Consider the following 20696-nt stretch of genomic DNA (forward strand, 5'->3'; position numbering starts at 1 on the left):
TTAAAAATTAAGTTGATGTGTTGAAATTAAGCCGTTTTTAGCTATTTTATTTACTTAAATGTGTAAATTGGACTTTCTGGCTATGTGGATGTTGAGAAATTTGTATTTCGGATACTTTTGGTACCTGTTTTAAGCTAAAGTTTTTAATTCCCCAAGCGATTAATTGTTCTATATTTAAGTCGCTTAAATCAGCTATAACAGGCAGCCCTAAAAATTCAAAAGCGCTAAGTAAAGCAGGTTTTGGATTTTGCTTACAAATGGCGGGGGCATAATTTTGTTTAGACAGTTTAAAGCCAGGCTTGGCAACTGCTAAAGGTAAATGAGCAAATTCAGGTACGGGGCTGTCGAGTTGTTTAAACAAACTAATTTGCCGTGCTGTTGGTTCAATTAAATCTGCGCCTCTTACGATTCGATTAATCCTTTGATCAATATCATCGACGACTACAACAAGTTGATATGCAAATAAACTGTCACTGCGTCTAATTAAGTAATCTTCGTGGGATAATGCACTATTTACTGTTATATCACCTTGAATTAAATCACTAAATTGGGTCGTTGGATGTTGCTGAACTAAACGAAGTGCGCCGGATTGAGTATGATGATTAAGTGCTTTGCAATGCCCCTGATAAATACCGCCAATGGCCTTTATTTGCTTGCGAGTACAGGTACAACCATAAACAAGGTTTTGCTCTAAAAGTGAGTAGGTAATATCTTGATATAAAGACAGACGCTGCGTTTGATATACAACAGGTTCATCCCAGTAAAGGGCGTAGGCTTGTAAGGTATTTAGAATATCGGAGTCGGCGTTTTTAACCACGCGCGTAGTGTCAATGTCTTCTATACGAACTAACCATTTTCCTTGGTTAGCTTTTGCATCTAGGTAGCTACCCACAGCCGCTACAAGTGAGCCAAAATGTAATGGCCCAGAAGGAGACGGTGCAAAACGACCGCGATATTTACGCATAGGCGCAGTAACGGCTGTAGGAGACATAACTAACTAATAAGTTTTAATTAGCCGCGTCCAGATTGCTTTTCTTTGATTTCTGCAAGTGTTTTACAGTCTACGCATAAATCGGCAGTAGGACGTGCTTCTAAGCGACGTATGCCAATTTCGATGCCACAAGACTCACAAAAGCCAAAATCATCTTCTTTAATCAAATTAATTGTTTTTTCAATTTTTTTGATTAATTTACGTTCGCGGTCACGAGTACGAAGTTCTAAAGAGAATTCTTCTTCTTGTGCAGCGCGGTCAACTGGGTCAGGAAAGTTAGCAGCTTCGTCTTGCATGTGCGATTTAGTGCGATCAACTTCGTTACGTAAATCGTTACGCCAAGTCTCTAAAATTGCTCTAAAATGAGCACGTTGTGCTTCATTCATGTACTCTTCGCCTGGTTTTTCTTGATATGGTTCTAAACCGGCTTGAGCCAATAAACCATGTTTCTTTTGGTCTGGCATAACTCTCTCCTAAATCCTTAATTTAATGCCTCAGCATTAGCCGGCGGTATAGATAACAGAATCTTATACACTAGGCAAATTTATTTTTAATTAATCGAATTAGCTTCAACCATGCTTACTGAGTAAAAAGTGTATTAATAGTTTATTTACACTTTTAATTAATTCACATATTCGCTTTCTAAAACTTGCCTTGTTATATGGGCAAAAGCTTTAAAAACAAGTTAATTTTTATAATTCACTTTTTACCACTTTCTTTAATTAGAGTACTTTGTAAATTACGCTTAGTTCAATCCCTTGGTTTATTACACTATTCTATAAATGCTATTCTTTTATGAAGTAAGATTCCATTAGCTGAAATTTTGGCTTTGTATGCTAATACTTCAACACCGGCTATTATTGCTTGGCTTAATAACGTGGCGTATTTTTTATCAATATGCGCAGCTGCACTTACGGTATTTATTCCTTCATGTAAAACGGCGAACAGTAATACTGCTCGGTGGCCTTGTTCGATCATTTCTATTAGTTCGCGAATATGTTTTTGCCCGCGCAGTGTTTGCGCATCAGGAAAGTAGCCTTGCCCGCTTTGTGGTGCATCTTCGCTTAATAATGTGACTGATTTAACTTCTACATAGCAATCGGGCTTATTTTCGTTTGTGAGTAAAAAGTCGATACGACTGTTTTCGCTGCCGTACTTAACTTCGCTTTGCAATTGACTGTAGTTAAGTAGCTCACTTATCACATTATTGTTTATTGCCTCTTCTACTACTTTATTAGCCACCGCTGTATTTACACAAATAAGCTGCGATAAGTTATTTTGCGTAAGCTCTAATGAATGCGGGTATTTTCTTTTTGCGTTATCGCTCGTTGAATAAAAAGCAGTAAAGCCTGGCTCAGCGCATCCCGTCATTTTACCTGTATTTGCACAGTGGGCGGTAAATTCGCTGCCATCACTTAATTGTAAATCAGCTAAAAAGCGTTTATAGCGCTTTAATAATATGGCCGGTTGCAGCGCTGGCGTGTACTTCATAATAACTTCCAAAGCGTAAACACTGCTCAGCAGTGTGATTTATGTTATTTACCTCAAGCTGTTGGGAACTTAAGCGCTCTATAGTAAACTCGGTGGCACATTTAAGTGCAAGGGAATTCTAACATGAGTGAAAAATTTGTTGTTCAACTAAGTGAACAAGCAGCAGCGAGTCATTGGGGCGATAATGCGTCATTGTCTTTTAACGAGCGTGGTGCAACTGTTCATTTATCTGAGCAAGACACATTAAAAAATGTTCAAAAAGCAGGCCGTACTATCGCAAGCCAAGGCGTTAAAAATGTTGAATTAGCAGGTGATACTTGGTGTACAGAAAGCCAGTGGGCTTTTTATCAAGGCTTTGTAACACCAAAATCGTTAAATGGTGTTGAGTTTGTTGATAACGCACAATCAGATATTAAAGAACTTGCTCACTTAAAAACGTCAGCAATTTGGGCACGTGAAATGGTTAACGGCACTGCCGATGACATTTACCCAGAAAGCCTAGCTGAAAAAGCAGCTGAGTTTATTCAATCATTAGCGCCTGAACATGTAAGTTACCAAATCATTAAAGGTGATGCGTTGCTAGAGCAACAGTGGATTGGTATTCATGCAGTTGGTCGCGGTAGTGTTCGCCCACCAGTATTGCTTGAGCTTGATTACAACCCAACAGGCGACGAAAATGCACCAGTAAGTGCTGCGCTTGTAGGTAAAGGTATTACGTTTGACTCAGGTGGTTACTCAATTAAATCAAGCGAAGGTATGCTTGGTATGAAGTGCGACATGGGCGGCGCTGCAACAGTAACAGCAGGTTTAGCATTGGCTATTAACCGTGGTATTGAAAAACGTATTAAGCTGTTTTTATGTTGTGCTGAGAACTTAATTTCAGGTCATGCATACAAATTAGGTGACATTCTTACTTATAAAAATGGCACAACAGTTGAAATTGTAAACACGGATGCTGAAGGTCGCTTAGTACTTGCTGATGGCTTAATGGCAGCAGGAGAGACTGGCGCTCCACTTATTATTGATGCAGCAACACTGACTGGCGCAGCGCTTGTTGCTGTTGGCCAAGAGTACAATGCACTATTTGCTCTTGATAAAGAACTTGCACGTGAAGTTGAAAGTTTTGCATCTCAAGAAATGGAAGCTGCTTGGCCACTGCCTCTTGAAAAATGGCATCAGCAAAACTGCCCATCTCCTTATGCTGATACGGCAAATAGCCGTGCACAAAAGGGTGGCGGTTACGGCGGTGCATCGAATGCGGCAGGCTTTTTATCACGCTTTGTGCCAAACGATGGCAAAGGCTGGGTACACATAGATTTAGCGGCTGCTTTTAACATGGGCAGTACAAGCCAGTGGGCAGCGGGCGCAACAACTCAAGGTATGCGTACGGTTGCTCGCACCCTACAAGAAAAAGCATAATATTTACTAAATTACGCTTTTTACACTAAAAAGAGGCGCCCTTGGGTGCCTATTTTTTAATTTACAGGCAAGCAATTTTATTTCATTTGCGGTAAAATCTGTCGCCAATACCTTTTTGAGTTTAATTTTTGCTTAACTCTAAGCTGCGCTCAAATCTTATATCCACCACTGGGGTTTCTAATTATGTCAGATAAGTGCTACATCACAGCTCAACAGCTGCTTGAAGATTCGTTCCGCGTAGCGGCACAAGTATACCAAGATGGCTTTCGTCCTGATTTTATTATTGGTATTTGGCGAGGTGGTGCACCGATCGGTATTGCTGTTCAAGAATATTACGATTACAAAGGCATTGAGACTGACCACATTGCAGTACGTACATCGTCTTATTACGGTATTGGTAAACAATCTAAAGAAATTAAAGTCCACGGCTTGCATTACATTGTTGAAAACGCAAATGCAGGCGACTCATTATTAATTGTTGATGATGTATTTGACTCTGGACGTAGTATTGTTGCATTAAAAGAAAAGCTTTCAGAGCTTATGCGCTTAAACTTGCCACGTGATATTCGTATTGCATGCCCGTACTACAAGCCAAAAAACTCAAAAGTAGACACTGTTCCAGATTATTATATTCATGAGTCTGAAGAGTGGTTAGTGTTCCCGCATGAACTATCGGGTTTAACACCGGATGAAATTATTGCAGGTAAATCTGATCTTGTGAAAATTCATGACATTTTGCTAGAGAAGTAATCAGTAATTTGTATAAATAAAAAAAGGCCGTTAAGGCCTTTTTTTATGGGTAAATTTTAAATAACTTAAAGCTGAGCAAAGCTATCTACGTATTCACTTAGCTTTGGAATATCGACTGCTCGTAAGCCATCGTTACTTCTAAGTACTAATCCTTTTTCGACAAGTTCTGTAACAACACGTCTGTAAGCTCGCTCAGTGGTAGCAAAGCGTTCGGCTTCAGCATTTACAGTTGGATAGGCTCTAAGTAGCGTAGGGTTATTGTTCTCGGCTCTTAACAAGCAATCTTTAGCTATATTGTAACTTAGCGGCAGTAATAACTTATCTAAATTGATTTTTTGGTTTTCCTGAAATTTAGCCGCAATAGTTTGTGCGGTGTATAAACTCAGTTCTGGTTTTTCAAGCAGCAGAGCACGCCAATGCCTTAATTCAATAAGGTTATAAGTTACATCGCTAAAGCAAGTTACCGTATAAATACACGGATTATTATTTAGCGCTTCTATTTCACCAATAAGGGTGTTGTTACAATCCAATTGTCCTAACAGCAGGCGTCGTCCATTACCTACGTCGTAACTAAACGACACAGTGCCACTGCGTACAAGCACAAGCTTGCTTAAAGGCTGATCTTGATGGATCAGAACTTCTTTTTTTGATTGTTGATAGCTACTACCGGCAAAGGTTAAAAGCTGCTCAACAAGGTAACTAGAAAAATGGTATTGAAACATCAATGTGCTCTTCGGACATTTGTCCTATTTATTACATCTTAATGACGTTAGCATTAAGACACTAAGAATTTACGCTAACTTGCTACTAATATTATTAGCCTTGCTAATAGTATTATTTTACCTTCATTTCCCGTGTAATGATTTAAGAATTTGCTGGTATTTTCCGGCAACATTTTTCAGGTTTTTTAAGCAAGTTAGCTTTTTTATTTTGTTGTAACTTTGCAATACTTATAGGTGCCATAAGTTAGCAGTACATGTAATGCTAACCTAAAGGCTAGGAGAGAACAATTGAGTTGGGAATATTTAGGTTATATTGCATCAGCTTTATTGGTTGCATCGTTAACAATGACAGATGTAGTAAAACTGCGTTGGTACAACATGTTTGGTTGTATTGTATTTACTGCATACGGTGTTGCCATTGGCGCAGTACCTGTTATTTTTACCAACGGCTTATTGTCGCTTGTAAATTTATACCACATTATAAAAATATATCGCCAACCTAAAGCTGAAGACGTTAAAAGCTAAAATGAGCTATCTGCACAAAATAAGTTAATGATTTTAATTAAAATCAAAACTTCAGTTTTTGTGCAGTCCGGCTTGAAGTGAGTACAGATAATCTCATATCACTCTACATAACTTACCTTTGAACCATGCTGTAACCTCTTACTGAAAGATGATTCCCTTAGGTTTTAATACGCCGAACGTTAGCTAAATTCTGTTAGCGGATAACAAATATATAAATAAGTACTTCTAAAATTCCATTAAAAAATCCGATAGCAGTAAACTGCTATCGGATTTTTATCTGTTATACCAACCTGCTTATATATGGCTCTATTTAATGCTTTAAAGCGTTTAAATATTTATATAGGTTGTGGTATTTACGCTTTTTCTAAATCTTCAACGTCACCTAAGCCAGCAGTTAGTTCTTCAAGTAATTGCTTTATTTCCTCAGAAGCTAAAATAAAGTCAGCATCAAGTTTTAAAGCCATATCTTCTTTAGGAATATCTGCGTTCTCTTCTTTTAGAGTTTCAGAGTAGCTTAAACGCTTGATAGAGCCATCGTTTTGCAGCATAAACTTAAGGCGTTCTTGCCAATCAAGTGCCAGTTTAGTTACGCGTTTACCACTTTCTAAGTGCGATTTAACTTCATCACATGCCAGATCATGGCCTTTTAGTTTTACTTGTGCGCCGCTGTCGTCAGCTTCTTCAAGCTCAGCGTCAGAGCCAATAGCAAAGCCTTCTGGTGTACTAAAGTTAGTTAACCAATCAGTTAAGAATACATCTAGGTCGTAGTTAGCAAACGCAGGTACAACTGGGAGCGTTCCTAACGATTTACGAAGTAGTGCCAGTAGCTCTTCAGCTTTATTAAAACTGCCACTATTTACAACCACCCAGCCGTTTTCTTGGTCAATAAAGGCAAATTGTAAGCTCGACTTTTTAAATGCCTGGGGTAGAAGAGTATGAAGAATGTTTTCTTTTAATTCGTCTTTTTCTTTCTTTTTAACAGGGCGGTTTTCTTCGGCTTCTATCTGATCAATTTTCTCAGCAACTAGTTCGTTAATAACAGAAGCTGGGAGTACTTTTTCTTCACGTTTAGCGCAAACTAAAATACTTTTTTGAGAAAAATGCGATAGTGTTTCGCCATGCTTTCCAAACGCTTTTGTCCAACCAAATGTTGCAAGCTCTTGACCAGTACATGGGCGAAATAAATCTTGCTCTAATGCTTTATCAAAATCATCTTGAGTGTATGAAACGTCTTGCTTAAAGCGGTAACAAATAAGGTTACTAAACCACATAGGGGAATTGATCCATTTGAAAAATTTGTCCAATCATAACAATAAAAACAGCATCTCGAAATGACTGATTTGTTACTAATAAATTTAACGCATGTACTTTTATTTATTCATATTTATCAAAAATAGGTAGAGGCTTAGCCATGTTCTTTGGAAATTGAATATAGTAACGCAAGCCTTTGCCTGATTCACTCGTTGCATCAATAGAACCACTAAGGGTTTGTTTAACTAAATTAAGGATTATGTGGGTGCCTAATCCGCTACCGCCTTCATCTCGTTTAGTCGTAAAGAATGGGTCAAATAATTTTTTTAATTGCTCGTTGGTAACACCGTTACCATCATCTTTGTAATCAATAGTTAAGTTAGTGTCATCTGCGCTTATTTTAATATCCATAACACCGTTGCTTTTACCTTCAAAGCCATGAATGAGTGAATTCATAATTAGATTAGTAAAAATTTGGCTTATAGCACCTGCGGGTAAATTTAAAACTAAATCATCAGGGCATTCTAACTTTATAGAATGGGATGTCTTTTTTAGTTGTGGGTGCAGTGAGCGTATTACTTCGTTAGTATAATCTTTAAAGTTAATGGTTCTTACTGCTTCACTGGCTTGATCGACCGCTATTTGTTTAAAGCTAGCAATAAGCTCTGAAGCTCTATCTAAGTTAGTCGTTAGTAAGCTTGTGCTTTGTTTCGCTTCGTTAATAAATTCTTCTAGTGCTTTTGGCGAAAGTGTTTTTTCACTATAAGCATTTTCGAGTTTATTTAAACGCTCTTGCAAAAACGATATTGCCGTTACACCAATGCCAATGGGGGTATTTATATCGTGCGTAATACCTGCCACGAGCCCGCCTAGCGCAGCCATTTTTTCTGTGCCTAACAAACGTTCCTGTGCAAGGCTGAGCTCTTCTATATATCGCTGAGATTCAGTTTGTTTTGTAATTAACTCTTGCTCTGTACTTCGGCGTAAATCAATTTCTTCCGTGAGTACAATTTTTTGCTTTTCGAGTTCGTACTTTTGCTGTTGTAAATCCATCATTGCTTGGCTTAAGTTTGATGTTTTACGAGCTACGTCTTGTTCAAGCTGTATGTTGTGATGGTCGAGTTTTTCGTTACTAATAATGAGTTCTTTTTGGGTGTGCTCAAGCTCTTTCCTATACTGAACCACTTTATCTATTAGTTTGTTAAACGACTGCTCCATTACTTTTAGTTCGTTATGCTCCTCTGTTTCTATTTCTATGTGCTGGCCTTCTAGCTCATCTATTTCTAAATTTTCTAGTTGTTCAGTAAGTTCAGTTAAAGGCTCTGTTAGAAGTTTTCTAAATGCCATTAAAAATAAAATGATCAGAAATGTTGTTTTGATCATCGCATTACCAATCAAAAAATAGATTGATACCATAATGCGACTGAATACAACTTCACGACTAGAAAATAGCGTAACGTCACCGACTTGGGTTGCGCGTCCTGAAAATTCAAAAATAAGTGGAAAAGTGTAACCAAATAAACCAGATTTAGTATCTTCTAAAATAACCTCTTCTTGAACAAGTTGTTGATTGTATAGCTTGTGTATATCAAGTGATCGCCCTAACTGTGAAATAATTTCGCCACTGTCGTCACGAACAATAATCCCTTCAATCATAGGGATGGCCAGTAGACCTTCTGCCGTTGTAATTGTTTGTTTGGTATTAAGTTCCCAAATAGCACGCGTTAAGCTGCGGCTAAATGTTTTTTGTAAGGTACTGAGTTCATTGCGAATGTAATCTTTAGTATTAACGTATTCAGCAAGCACTTGTCCGCAAGTCACTACAAAGGTAAGTAAAAAATAAACGGACAAAACGCTAGTTAGTAACTTCTTAGAAAGGCTCTTTTGTAACATAAGTGACTTGTTCATCCATTATTATTTTTATAACGTTACGGTAGTTACTTAAAAGTTAGTCAATAAACCTCTAAAAATAAATAAAAAAGTTAAAATTTAATAAGATAAATCTAATTAAGTAGGTATGTAGTATTAATGTAATTAAACTCAGCTATGAATTAGTAAATTCGTTAGACGTTAAGTTTTGTAAGTTTGATTAGAATTTAGTTTCGTTAATCATATTTAAATGAATTAATTCTATATTTATCATTGCATTGAATTATTAATGCGCTAAGTATTTAGATGCGTGTTAAAGTGTCCTTAGTGCAAAGAAAGATGGTCTTTTAATAACTTTGATGGTTGTGTAGTAGTAAACATGATGAAATTTTCGATATTAGTCTGTGATGATTCTGCTGTTGCTCGTAAACAAGTCGTGCGGTGTTTAAATGAATGTATAGACGCAGAAATACAACAAGCTACAAATGGGGCGCAGGCTTTAGCGCTTTTGCGAGCACAAAACTTTGATTTACTATGCTTAGATCTCACCATGCCTGAAGTCGATGGTATACAAGTGCTCGAGACTATAAAAACAGAAAAAATAGAGTGCTTTGTGTTGGTCATTTCTGCTGATATACAGGAGAAAATGAAGCAACGAGTCGCCCAACTTGGCGCAATTGATTTTATTGATAAACCTATTAACAAATCAAGCTTGAATGAAATATTGCATAAATTTGGCATTCGTTAGGTTTTTTCATGTTAAAAAAGGCTGTTTTATCTTTTAATTTAGGGTTGACAGCATAGCCTTTGTTAAGGCAGTCTTAACATATGAAAACAATTAATCGCGTACTGACCATTATTATTACAACCATCATTCTTACTGGATAGTGGCATAGGTCGGTGCAACAAATTTAAAGGCCTGTGTTCACTTAGAACACAGGCCTTTTTTCGTTTTATGGGATGAGGAACATAAACAATGCGAGTTTTAAAATTTGGTGGGTCTTCACTTGCCGATTATGCATGCTTACAACAGGTAGCTCAGTTAGTTAAAGCACAGTTAAAAGATGAAATGTTATTGGTGCTTTCTGCTCCAGGTGGAATGACCGATTCGCTAGTTGCACTCGCAAGTGCCGCAGAGCAAGGCTTAGATTTTTCGCAGCAATGGCAAGCATTAGCGAGTCGCTGTGAAGGCCTAAAAGCTGACGTTGAAAAAAGTGGCGTAGTAGTTACAAGCTGGCCAGATCTAAGGGAACTTAAAAATAAACTAGATGGCGTGTCGCTTATACAGTGTTGCCCTGATCAAGTTCGCGCATTTGTAATTAGCTTTGGAGAGCGCGTTAGCGTTTCTTTAATGCAGGCTTTATTGAACTCGCACGATGCAAAATACTTAGAAGCAACAAGCTGTATCGCCTCAACTGGTGGTTATATCGACGCCGAGGCTGATTTAGTAACAAGTAAAGCGCGCTTTCAAGCTGTGCTTAAAGAAAATCCTGCAACTATTTATATCATGCCTGGTTTTACTGCGAGAAATGACAAGGGCGAGCTTACAACGCTTGGCCGTAATGGCTCAGACTACTCAGCAGCAATTGCAGCAGCATGTTTAGAAGCTGAGATTTGCCAAATTTGGACAGACGTTGATGGTGTATACAGTGCTGATCCTCGTTATATTAAAAAAGCGACTAAAGTAGATTTCTTATCTTATAAAGAAGCGATGGAGCTTTCTTACTTTGGTGCAAAAGTACTTCACCCTAAAACAATTTTACCGTGTGCTAAAGCCGGCGTGTCATGCGAAATTAAAAATACGCATAACCCAGACGCACAAGGCTCATTAATTGGTAACGATTATTCATCAGATGAGCCAGTAAAAGCGCTTTCGAGCCTACAAGACCTTGCAATGCTAACTGTTTCAGGCCCAGGCATGAAAGGTAAAGTAGGCATGGCGTCTAAGGTATTTAATGCGCTTGCTCACGATAACGTATCAATTGTATTGATCACGCAATCATCATGTGAATTTAGCATTAGTTTTTGTGTGCACGAAACAGACCTAGCACTTGCACTCGATGCGCTACAAACTGCATTTGAGCTTGAATTACAAGCAGGGCTTATTGAGCCTGTACAAGTACAGCGAAATTTAGCCATTGTTACTTTAGTGGGCGACAACATGCGCGCACACCGTGGTTTAGCGGCTAAGTTTTTTGCATCGCTTGCACAAGCGCAAGTAAATATTGTGGCAATTGCACAGGATTCTACAGAAAGTGCTATTTCTGCGGTAATTGATGGCGAGTTATGTAATGACGCCGTAAAAATATGCCATGAAAACTTTTTCACGCATGTGCCGTCAATTGATGTGTTTTTACTAGGTTGTGGCTTAGTAGGGCAAGAGCTTATTAATCAGCTTGAACGTCAGCAAGCTTGGCTTGAAAAGCGTAATATTAAACTTAACTTGTATGGTGTTGCTAACTCTCGTCAATTACACCTTGATAACGAAGGCATCGCTTTTAGTGATTGGCAGCAAAAACTGGCCTCATCTGAGCAAGCATTTGATTTAAAGTTAGTAGAGCAATTTGTTAAGCAAAACCACTTAGTAAATCCGGTATTAGTAGATTGTACATCTTCAGATGCACTTGCTGCGCAGTATGTAGACTTTTTAAATGCAGGTTTTCATGTGGTTGCAGCTAATAAAAAAGCGACAACAAGCTCATACACGTATTACCAAGATTTACTAGCTGCTACGCAAAAGAATAATCGTAAATTTTTATACGAAACTAACGTTGGTGCAGGTTTACCAGTTATCGACAACTTACAGTCATTATTTGGTGCCGGTGATGAGTTACTAGAGTTTAGCGGTATTTTATCAGGCTCACTTTCGTATATGTTTGGCGCACTTCAAGATGGTTTATCACTTTCTGAGGCAACTATTAAAGCCAAAGAAAGCGGTTTTACAGAACCAGATCCTCGTGATGATTTATCGGGTACCGATGTAGCACGTAAGTTACTAATCATTGCTCGCGAAGCAGGTATGAAGTTGGAGCTAAGCGATATTGAAGTTGAGTCAGTATTACCACAAGGTTTTGCACAAGGTGATAGCGTTGATGAGTTTATGGCAAAACTACCAAGCCTAGATGCTGATTTTAATGACCGCATTCAAAGCGCTGCGAGCGAAGGTAAGGTACTTCGTTATGTAGGTACAATTAAAGAAGGTCACTGTAAAGTAGGTATTGAGGCTGTTGATGAAAAACATGCGCTTAATGTAATTCGCGATGGCGAAAACGCGCTTGCTATTTTAAGCCAATACTACCAGCCACGTCCGTTTGTTATTCGTGGTTATGGTGCAGGCTCTGAAGTAACAGCAGCGGGTGTATTTGCTGATGTTTTAAAAACATTATCGCGCTAGGAGCTCGTTATGATTGAAGTATATGCTCCGGCCTCTATTGGTAATTTTGCAGTAGGTTTTGATGCCCTTGGTGCAGCACTTGCGCCAATTGATGGCAGTTTATTAGGTGATGTAGCCGTTGTAAGTGCAGCACCAAGTGACGAATTTATTTGCACTGGCGACTACGCTCACAAGTTACCAAGTGATGCGAATGAAAACTTAGCATACCAGTGTTTAGTACATTTTAGAGCGCATGTTGCGCCTGATATGCCAAGCGTAAAGCTCGAGCTTAAAAAGAATTTACCAATTGGTTCTGGACTTGGTTCTAGTGCATGCTCGGTCGTGGCTACCTTTGCTGCCCTTGATAAGTTTGCACAAACTAACTTAAGTCAGGTTGAGCTTATTGAGCTTATGGCTGACTTTGAAGCAGTAGTGAGCGGTGGTCGTCATTACGACAACATCACGCCATGTTATTTAGGTGGTTTGCAATTAACAGGTGATTTAATCCCTGATAAATCGATTGCACTGCCTGTTGATGAAAATTGGTACTACGTTGCTGCGTTCCCTGGTTTTTCACTCAACACTGCAAAAGCGCGCTCGGTTTTACCAAAAGAGTTGAGCATGCATGCAAGTGTTGAGTTTGCACAGCGTTTATCGGCATTTAGTAGCTTACTGTTAACTAATCGTTTTGACGAAGCGCTGAGCATAATGAAAGATGAAATAGCAGAACCTTACCGCGCCCCGCTTATTAAAGGTTTTAGTGAAGCCAAAGCAAGCTTACCAGCGCTGGGCGCTGAAATAGTGAGTATTTCGGGCGCAGGACCGACCTTGTTTAGTGTATGTAAAACACTTGAAGCTGCACAGCAATGCGCGCAGTGGTTAGAGGCAAATTACATTAACGAGCAAGGCTTTTGCCACATTTGTAAATTAGATAACGACGGCACGCGTCAATTAACAGTTTTATAGGATAGGTAGTCATGCAATTACATAATTTAAAAGATAGCTCACAAAAAGTGTCGTTCGTTGAAGCCGTAAAAACAGGTTTAGGTCGTAATCAAGGTGTGTTTTTCCCTGAATCCCTTGTCCCACTGTCTGATGTTGATACATTGCTTGATATGGACTTTGTTACACGCAGTGGCAAAATATTATCTCACCTAATTGGCGATGAGCTACCAAGCGACACTGTGGCACAAATGGTTAAAAATGCATTTAACTTTCCAGTTAAGCTGGTGGAAGTTGAAGAGAATACATACTGCTTAGAGTTGTTTCATGGTCCTACGCTTGCGTTTAAAGACTTTGGTGGTCGCTTTATGGCAGAGTGTTTAGCGCAGTTTAATAAAGATGAAAAAGTAACTATTTTAACCGCAACATCGGGCGATACCGGTGCAGCCGTTGCACATGCTTTTTATAACAAGCCGAATATCGATGTTGTCATCTTATATCCTAAAGGCAAAATTTCACTTGCTCAGCAAAAGCTATTTACTACATTAGGTAACAATATTCATTGTTACGCAGTTGATGGCAGTTTTGATGATTGCCAAGAGTTGGTTAAAAATGCCTTTTTAGATGAAGAAGTTAAATCAACACTTGGACTTAACTCAGCTAATTCAATTAATATTAGCCGTTTGGTTGCTCAGGTTTGTTATTACTTTGAAGCAATTGCACAGCTACCAAAAGAAAAACGCGCAACAGCGCATATATCAGTGCCAAGTGGCAACTTTGGTAATGTATGTGCTGCAATGATTGGTGCGGTTATTGGTTTACCTGTCGGTAAATTAAGTGCAACAACCAATCAAAATGATACTGTGCCGCGCTTTATGCTTGATAAAACGTGGATGCCAAACGCAACACTTGAGTCGCTTTCAAATGCAATGGATGTAAGTAAGCCAAACAACTGGCCGCGTGTACAAACAATGTTAGATAATAACTGGTTTAGCTACGATAACTTTTATTCAACCAGCGTAAACGAGGAAGACACGCAATCGGTGATGAAAAAAATTCAACAAACAGGTTATGTTGCAGAACCTCACACTGCGATTGCTTACCAAGGTCTTGTTGAAAATCGAGCGCCAGGGGCTGCGGGTATCTTTTTAGCAACGGCTCATCCTGCTAAGTTTAAAGAAAGCGTAGAGGGTATTTTAAATATCGAATTAGGTATGCCAAAACCACTTAGCGACGCACTAGCAAAACCATGCCTAGCAAGCGATATAAAGGCCGATTACGACGCATTACGTACAGAAATACTTGCTAAACTTGGCTAAGTTAATTAATTCAAAAAGGCGGTTAAGCCGCCTTTTTTTATAACTTTAGGCTATTAAATCTAGTGAGTTGCATTTACTAATTAAATGTAGGAAATAGCATTCATTTAAAATCGTTATGGTTTTATAAGAAAATATCATCTTAAAAAGTCTGTGAAATAGTTTCAATCCCTGTTTAAATATCCTCAACTTAAGAGCGTAGGCAAAGAGTCGTTTAAAGCGTACAATAAAGCCTCTAAAAAACACCATACACGTTGCCCTAGGAGACCCCAATGTTAGAACGTAGCATGAATATTTCGGATTTTGATCCAGAGTTATTTGACGCGATAAACAAAGAAACTGCTCGCCAAGAAGAGCACATTGAACTAATCGCTTCAGAAAACTACTGTAGCCCACGCGTACTAGAAGCGCAGGGTTCACAGCTTACAAATAAATACGCAGAAGGTTACCCTGGCAAACGTTATTATGGCGGTTGTGAGCATGTTGATGTTGTTGAGCAATTAGCAATTGACCGTGCTAACGAGTTATTTGGTTCTGACTACGCAAACGTACAGCCACATGCTGGTTCGCAAGCTAATGCTGCTGTTTTTCTAGCGCTATTAGAAGCAGGCGACACTGTACTTGGTATGAGCTTAGCTCATGGTGGTCACTTAACTCACGGATCACACGTAAGCTTTTCTGGTAAGCTTTACAATGCAATTCAATACGGACTAGATGAAACAACGGGCGAAATTGATTACGCACAGGTTGAAGCACTAGCACTTGAGCACAAACCAAAAATGATTATTGGTGGTTTCTCAGCGTACTCAGGTATTGTTGATTGGGCTAAATTCCGTGAAATTGCTGACAAAGTAGGTGCTTACCTGTTTGTTGATATGGCTCACGTTGCAGGTTTAATTGCGGCAGGCGTTTACCCAAGCCCAGTTCCTCATGCACATGTTGTAACTACAACTACGCATAAAACACTTGCTGGTCCTCGTGGTGGTTTAATTATCTCTGCATGTGGCGACGAAGCTATCTATAAAAAGCTTAACAGTGCTGTATTCCCTGGTGGCCAAGGTGGTCCTTTATGTCATGTTATTGCAGCAAAAGCAGTGGCATTTAAAGAAGCGCTTCAACCAGAGTTTAAAACATACCAAACACAAGTTGTTAAAAATGCACAAGCAATGGTTGCTGTTATGCAAGAGCGCGGCTACAAAATCGTATCTGATAAAACTGAAAACCACTTATTCCTACTCGATCTAATCGATAAAGATATTACTGGTAAAGATGCAGACGCAGCCCTTGGTAACGCTAACATCACAGTTAATAAAAACTCAGTGCCAAATGATCCACGCTCACCATTTGTAACATCTGGTTTGCGTATTGGTTCTCCTGCAATTACTCGTCGTGGTTTTAAAGAAGAAGAATCAAAAGAGCTTGCTGGCTGGATTTGTGACGTACTAGATAACATCACTGATGAATCTGTACAGGCACAAGTTAAGGAAAAAGTTAAAGCAATTTGTGCAAAATTACCTGTATACGCTTAATTTTATAAGCAGTAGTAATTTAGATCACAACTGTTTAGTTTTTTGCTAAGATAAAAGGCCGCTATTTAGCGGTCTTTTTTGTTTTAAAACGGAAGTACCGAGCTATGCATTGCCCATTTTGTACCGCAAAAGATACTAAAGTTATTGATTCTCGCCTAGTCGGTGGAGGCCACCAAGTTCGCAGGCGCCGTGAGTGCAACGACTGCCACGAGCGCTTTACTACATTTGAAGGCGCTGAACTGGTTATGCCTCGTGTTATTAAACAAGACGGCAGCCGCGAACCATTTAACGAAGATAAATTATTAAATGGCTTAAATCGCGCACTCGAAAAACGTCCAGTGAGCACAGAGCAAGTAGATGAAGTGGTGAATATAATAAAATCGCAGTTGCGTGCTACAGGCGAGCGAGAAATTTCAAGCCATTTGGTGGGTGAATGCATTATGGAAGCCCTCAAAAAGCTCGATAAAGTAGCGTATGTAAGATTTGCCTCTGTTTATCGCTCGTTTGAAGATATACGCGAATTTGGCGAAGAAATTGCCCGTTTAGGGGAGTAACAATGCAAAGCCAAACTACTTTTACCGAACATGATGAAATGTATATGGCACGCGCCATAGAACTTGCCAAAAAAGGGCGATTTACTACAACGCCTAATCCTAATGTTGGCTGTGTATTAGTTAAAAATAATCAAATAATTGGTGAGGGTTTTCATCAATTAGCAGGTCAAGGCCATGCTGAAGTAAATGCACTGGCAATCGCTGGGAAAAATGCACAAGGTGCAACGGCTTATGTAACGCTTGAACCGTGTAGTCATTATGGCCGTACGCCACCGTGCGCCGAAGGCTTAAAAGCTGCCGGTGTGGTAAAAGTAATTGCCGCTATGGTTGATACAAACCCACAAGTTGCTGGCAAAGGCCTTAAAATATTGAGCGATGCCGGTATTGACGTTGCTTATGGGTTACTCGAATCACAAGCGCGAGCACTTAACGTTGGCTTTTTTAAGCGAATGGAACAAGGCTTACCTTATGTGACCTGTAAAATGGCAGCAAGCATAGATGGTAAAACAGCCCTTAAAAATGGGCAAAGTAAGTGGATCACAAGTCCCGCTGCTCGACAAGACGTACAATTATACCGAGCGCAAAGCTGTGCTATTTTAACCGGTGCCGATACTGTGCTAGTAGACGATGCTAAACTTAATGTGCGATTAAGTGAGTTACCGTGCAAACTACCTACAGATTTACCGCTTCGCCAGCCTGTGCGTGTTATAATTGACTCTCAAAACCGTTTAACACCTGACCTTGCTTTATTTGAAATCCAAAGTGATGTAATAATATTTACGACTAAGGTTGATAAATCATTGCAATGGCCGCATTTTGTAAAGCATATTGAAGTTAGTGAAAGTAACGGTAAAGTTGATTTACAAGCCGTTTTAAAAAAACTTGGGCAACTGCAGTTTAATAATGTTTGGCTTGAAGCTGGTGCAACACTTGCTGGTAAAATGACAGAGCTCAATTTAGTTGATGAGTTTGTTTTTTATTTAGCGCCTAAACTAATGGGCCATGATGCAAAAAGTTTAGTTAACTTTCCTGAATTGACGAGTATGCAAAACACCGTTGATTTAACATTTAATGAATGTGCGCGCATTGGTGACGATTTACGTATCACCGCGTCAAAACTCATTAAAATCACTTAATAAAAAGAGTAGTGCTATGTTTACTGGGATAATAGAAGCCACAGGCAAAATTGCTTTATTACAAAAAAAACAAGGCGACTTAGCCATTCGTATCCAAAGTGCTGATCTTGATATGACAGACGTAAAGTTAGGCGATAGCATTGCAACCAATGGTGTTTGTTTAACTGTAGTTGATAAACATATTGATGGTTTTAGTGCGGATTTATCTAATGAGACGATTAGTTTGACCGGTTTTGCTCACTATGCTTTAGGACAAACGGTGAATCTTGAAAAAGCCATGCAACCTGTTTCGCGTTTAGGCGGTCATTTAGTATCTGGCCATGTTGATGGCATTGCAACGATTACAAGTATTACAGCAAACGCTAGAGCAACAGAATATTGGCTTACAACTGACGAAAATTTAATGAAATACATTCCGTACAAAGGTTCGGTATGTATTGATGGTATAAGCCTGACAGTAAACGCTGTAGAGGGCAATAAATTCAAATTAACAATTGTCCCGCACACGAGTGAGCAAACCACAATTGCTCATTTTAAAGTAGGTACCCAAGTTAATTTAGAGGTCGATCAAATTGCACGTTATTTAGAGCGCCTTATAAAGGGGGCAGAGCAACCAACGGGCTCTGATATTTCGATGAGCTTACTCGCTAAAGCGGGTTTTATTAAATAACGAAACTGACAACTTACACGAGCAAATTTATGAATTTACACAGCGCGCAAGAAATCATCGACGATATTAAAGCCGGTAAAATGGTTATTTTAATGGATGATGAAGATAGAGAAAATGAAGGCGATTTAATAATAGCAGCTGAGCATATTAGCGCAGAAGCGATTAATTTCATGGCTACCCATGGCCGTGGTTTAATTTGTTTAACCATGACGCAAGAGCGTTGCGAGCAACTTGATTTACCGTTAATGGTTAAAAACAATGGTGCAGCATTTTCTACTAACTTTACAATGTCGATAGAAGCATCAAAAGGTGTTACAACCGGTATTTCAGCAGCAGACAGAGCACGTACAGTGCAAGCGGCTATAGCTAAAGGCGCAGTCCCAAGTGATATTGTTCAGCCTGGACATATTTTTCCTATTATGGCGCAACCTGGTGGCGTATTAACTCGCGCAGGACACACTGAAGCTGGCTGTGATTTAGCGCGTTTAGCTGGACTTGAAGCATCATCTGTTATTGTTGAAATACTTAATGCTGATGGCACTATGGCACGTCGCCCTGATTTAGAAGTTTTTGCGAAAGAGCACGATATTAAAATTGGCACCATTGCTGATTTAATTGAATACCGCAACTTAAACGAAACAACAATTGAGCAAGTAGCAAAATGTAAGTTACCAACTGTTCATGGTGAATTTGATTTAGTTACTTACAAAGACACAATTGACGGCCAATTACATTACGTATTGCTCAAAGGCGATATAAAAGATCAAGAGCCGACAAATGTACGTGTACATTTGCAAAGTACCTTTAACGATATTCTACTTTCAGACAGAAGTGCTGACCGTAGCTGGGGTCTTTCTGAAGCAATGGCCTATATTGCTAAAAATGAAGGTGCTTTAGTTATTTTAGGTAAGCAAGAAAGCACTGAAGAGTTAGAGTCAACTGTGAAAGCATTTGCAGCAGCTGATGCAGGCGAAAGCGTTACGCCACGTAAATTCAAAGGTACATCTCGTACTGTTGGCGTAGGTTCGCAAATACTTGCCGATCTTGGAATTAAACAAATGCGATTAATGAGTCGCCCTAAAAAGTACCATGCACTTTCGGGCTTTCATTTAGAAGTTGTTGATTACGTTGAGCCACAATAAGCATCACGCTTAAACTAGGCTATTATTTTATTTTTATGGTATGATGCGCAGCAATTTTTGCGCAATCGCAACCGCTTGAACTTATTTTTAGGGTTATCAAATGAAAATTATTGAAGGTAATAAGTACGCTCCAGGCAAAAAATTTGCCATTGTCATTTCTCGTTTTAATGACTTTATTGGTAGCAGCCTCCTTGCAGGTGCTGTTGATGAGCTAAAACGCACAGGTGGCGTATCAGATGACGATATTACCGTTATTTATGTGCCAGGCGCGGTAGAATTACCTTTAGCGGCTAAACGCGTTGCGGCAAAAAAAGAGTATGATGCAATCATCGCATTAGGCGTAGTGATCAGAGGTGGTACACCACACTTTGACCTAGTTGCTGGCGAATCAAACAAAGGTCTTGCGCAAGTATCACTTGAGTATGATATCCCGGTTGCATTTGGCGTATTAACCACAGAAAGCATTGAACAAGCAATTGAGCGTGCTGGCACCAAAATGGGCAATAAAGGCGGCGAAGCTGCTTTAGGCGCGCTTGAAATGGTTAATGTGTTAGATAAAATTTAAGTTTAAGGAATTTTTGTGAAACCAGCAGCAAGACGTAAAGCACGTATCTTAGCACTCCAAGCCGTTTATTCTTGGCAAATAAGTGGCAATTTAATTGCCGATATCGAACAACAAATGTTGATCGAAACAGACGTTACTAAAATTGATGTTGAATACTTTAAAGATCTAGCGACGGGTGTTGCTGTAAATTACAAGCAACTAGACGAAGCTGTATCACCACATTTAACACGTCCGTTTGATGACTTAGATATGGTTGAGCGTGCAATTTTACGTTTAAGCAGCTATGAGCTTAAGTTCCGTGAAGACGTACCTTATAAAGTTGCTATTAACGAAGGTATTGAGCTGGCCAAAATTTTTGGCGCTGAAGACAGCCATAAATTTGTAAACGGTGTACTTGATAAAGCTGTTAAGCATTTACGCAAGTAAGTAAACCGTTAAAGAGGGGAGCCGG

At 39.2% G+C, this 20696-nt stretch carries 20 protein-coding genes; 14 read left to right on the top strand and 6 right to left on the bottom strand.

The window, feature by feature from the left end; translation table 11 throughout:
- Window positions 1–46 precede the first annotated feature (46 nt).
- The 3 genes from gluQRS to sfsA form a co-directional block, all read right to left on the bottom strand.
- A complete protein-coding gene (gene gluQRS, locus EU510_RS14435; protein ID WP_149594062.1) occupies window positions 47–991 on the bottom strand; it encodes a tRNA glutamyl-Q(34) synthetase GluQRS in 945 nt (314 codons plus the stop codon).
- Window positions 992–1011: 20 nt separating this feature from the next.
- A complete protein-coding gene (dksA, locus tag EU510_RS14440) occupies window positions 1012–1455 on the bottom strand; it encodes an RNA polymerase-binding protein DksA (RefSeq protein ID WP_149594063.1) in 444 nt (147 codons plus the stop codon).
- A gap of 307 nt (window positions 1456–1762) precedes the next feature.
- Window positions 1763–2482, bottom strand: coding sequence for a DNA/RNA nuclease SfsA (gene sfsA / locus EU510_RS14445; protein ID WP_149594064.1), 720 nt, complete (start codon window positions 2480–2482; stop codon window positions 1763–1765).
- A 123-nt stretch (window positions 2483–2605) separates the two neighbouring features.
- Here sfsA and pepB point away from each other — a divergent pair, with 123 nt between their 5' ends.
- Window positions 2606–3901: an aminopeptidase PepB gene (gene pepB / locus EU510_RS14450; RefSeq protein ID WP_002962668.1), complete on the top strand. Its 1296-nt coding sequence runs from the start codon at window positions 2606–2608 to the stop codon at window positions 3899–3901.
- Window positions 3902–4084: 183 nt separating this feature from the next.
- Entirely contained in the window at window positions 4085–4651 is a 567-nt protein-coding gene (locus EU510_RS14455; RefSeq protein WP_002962666.1) for a phosphoribosyltransferase, read from the top strand.
- A 65-nt stretch (window positions 4652–4716) separates the two neighbouring features.
- Here EU510_RS14455 and EU510_RS14460 read toward each other — a convergent pair whose 3' ends face one another.
- Window positions 4717–5373, bottom strand: a complete 657-nt coding sequence (locus EU510_RS14460) for a Crp/Fnr family transcriptional regulator (protein ID WP_149594065.1) — start codon at window positions 5371–5373, stop codon at window positions 4717–4719.
- Between the two features lie 288 nt (window positions 5374–5661).
- Between EU510_RS14460 and EU510_RS14465 the strand changes: the two genes are divergently transcribed.
- Window positions 5662–5898: a YgjV family protein gene (locus EU510_RS14465; RefSeq protein ID WP_149594066.1), complete on the top strand. Its 237-nt coding sequence runs from the start codon at window positions 5662–5664 to the stop codon at window positions 5896–5898.
- A 353-nt stretch (window positions 5899–6251) separates the two neighbouring features.
- Here EU510_RS14465 and rdgC read toward each other — a convergent pair whose 3' ends face one another.
- Together rdgC and EU510_RS14475 are read right to left on the bottom strand one after the other, a co-directional pair.
- Entirely contained in the window at window positions 6252–7169 is a 918-nt protein-coding gene (rdgC, locus tag EU510_RS14470; protein ID WP_149594067.1) for a recombination-associated protein RdgC, read from the bottom strand.
- A gap of 103 nt (window positions 7170–7272) precedes the next feature.
- On the bottom strand, window positions 7273–9042 hold the full coding sequence (locus EU510_RS14475; RefSeq protein ID WP_149594095.1) for an ATP-binding protein: 1770 nt from the start codon (window positions 9040–9042) through the stop codon (window positions 7273–7275).
- 355 nt (window positions 9043–9397) lie between these two features.
- Between EU510_RS14475 and EU510_RS14480 the strand changes: the two genes are divergently transcribed.
- The 11 genes from EU510_RS14480 (at window position 9398) to nusB (ending at window position 20671) form a co-directional block, all read left to right on the top strand.
- Window positions 9398–9766, top strand: coding sequence for a response regulator (locus EU510_RS14480; RefSeq protein WP_149594068.1), 369 nt, complete (start codon window positions 9398–9400; stop codon window positions 9764–9766).
- A 228-nt stretch (window positions 9767–9994) separates the two neighbouring features.
- Window positions 9995–12412, top strand: a complete 2418-nt coding sequence (gene thrA / locus EU510_RS14485; RefSeq protein ID WP_149594069.1) for a bifunctional aspartate kinase/homoserine dehydrogenase I — start codon at window positions 9995–9997, stop codon at window positions 12410–12412.
- A gap of 9 nt (window positions 12413–12421) precedes the next feature.
- The gene (gene thrB, locus EU510_RS14490; protein ID WP_149594070.1) at window positions 12422–13357 is read left to right on the top strand and encodes a homoserine kinase; all 936 of its coding nucleotides are present in this window, start codon (window positions 12422–12424) and stop codon (window positions 13355–13357) included.
- An 11-nt stretch (window positions 13358–13368) separates the two neighbouring features.
- Window positions 13369–14652 (top strand): threonine synthase, encoded by a 1284-nt coding sequence (gene thrC / locus EU510_RS14495; protein ID WP_149594071.1) that lies wholly within the window; start codon window positions 13369–13371, stop codon window positions 14650–14652.
- A gap of 269 nt (window positions 14653–14921) precedes the next feature.
- A complete protein-coding gene (glyA, locus tag EU510_RS14500) occupies window positions 14922–16178 on the top strand; it encodes a serine hydroxymethyltransferase (protein WP_149594072.1) in 1257 nt (418 codons plus the stop codon).
- 104 nt (window positions 16179–16282) lie between these two features.
- Window positions 16283–16732 (top strand): transcriptional regulator NrdR, encoded by a 450-nt coding sequence (gene nrdR, locus EU510_RS14505; protein WP_002961761.1) that lies wholly within the window; start codon window positions 16283–16285, stop codon window positions 16730–16732.
- A 2-nt stretch (window positions 16733–16734) separates the two neighbouring features.
- Window positions 16735–17868, top strand: a complete 1134-nt coding sequence (gene ribD / locus EU510_RS14510) for a bifunctional diaminohydroxyphosphoribosylaminopyrimidine deaminase/5-amino-6-(5-phosphoribosylamino)uracil reductase RibD (protein WP_149594073.1) — start codon at window positions 16735–16737, stop codon at window positions 17866–17868.
- Between the two features lie 16 nt (window positions 17869–17884).
- Window positions 17885–18538 (top strand): riboflavin synthase, encoded by a 654-nt coding sequence (locus tag EU510_RS14515; protein WP_002961757.1) that lies wholly within the window; start codon window positions 17885–17887, stop codon window positions 18536–18538.
- Between the two features lie 29 nt (window positions 18539–18567).
- The gene (ribBA, locus tag EU510_RS14520) at window positions 18568–19680 is read left to right on the top strand and encodes a bifunctional 3,4-dihydroxy-2-butanone-4-phosphate synthase/GTP cyclohydrolase II (protein WP_149594074.1); all 1113 of its coding nucleotides are present in this window, start codon (window positions 18568–18570) and stop codon (window positions 19678–19680) included.
- A 100-nt stretch (window positions 19681–19780) separates the two neighbouring features.
- Window positions 19781–20245: a 6,7-dimethyl-8-ribityllumazine synthase gene (gene ribE / locus EU510_RS14525; protein WP_002961753.1), complete on the top strand. Its 465-nt coding sequence runs from the start codon at window positions 19781–19783 to the stop codon at window positions 20243–20245.
- A gap of 15 nt (window positions 20246–20260) precedes the next feature.
- Complete coding sequence (nusB, locus tag EU510_RS14530; protein WP_002961751.1) at window positions 20261–20671, top strand: transcription antitermination factor NusB; 411 nt, start codon at window positions 20261–20263, stop codon at window positions 20669–20671.
- The last annotated feature ends 25 nt before the right edge of the window (window positions 20672–20696 follow it).

This window comes from Pseudoalteromonas sp. FUC4, from assembly GCF_008370255.1.
In the GTDB taxonomy this organism is placed as follows: Bacteria; Pseudomonadota; Gammaproteobacteria; order Enterobacterales; family Alteromonadaceae; genus Pseudoalteromonas.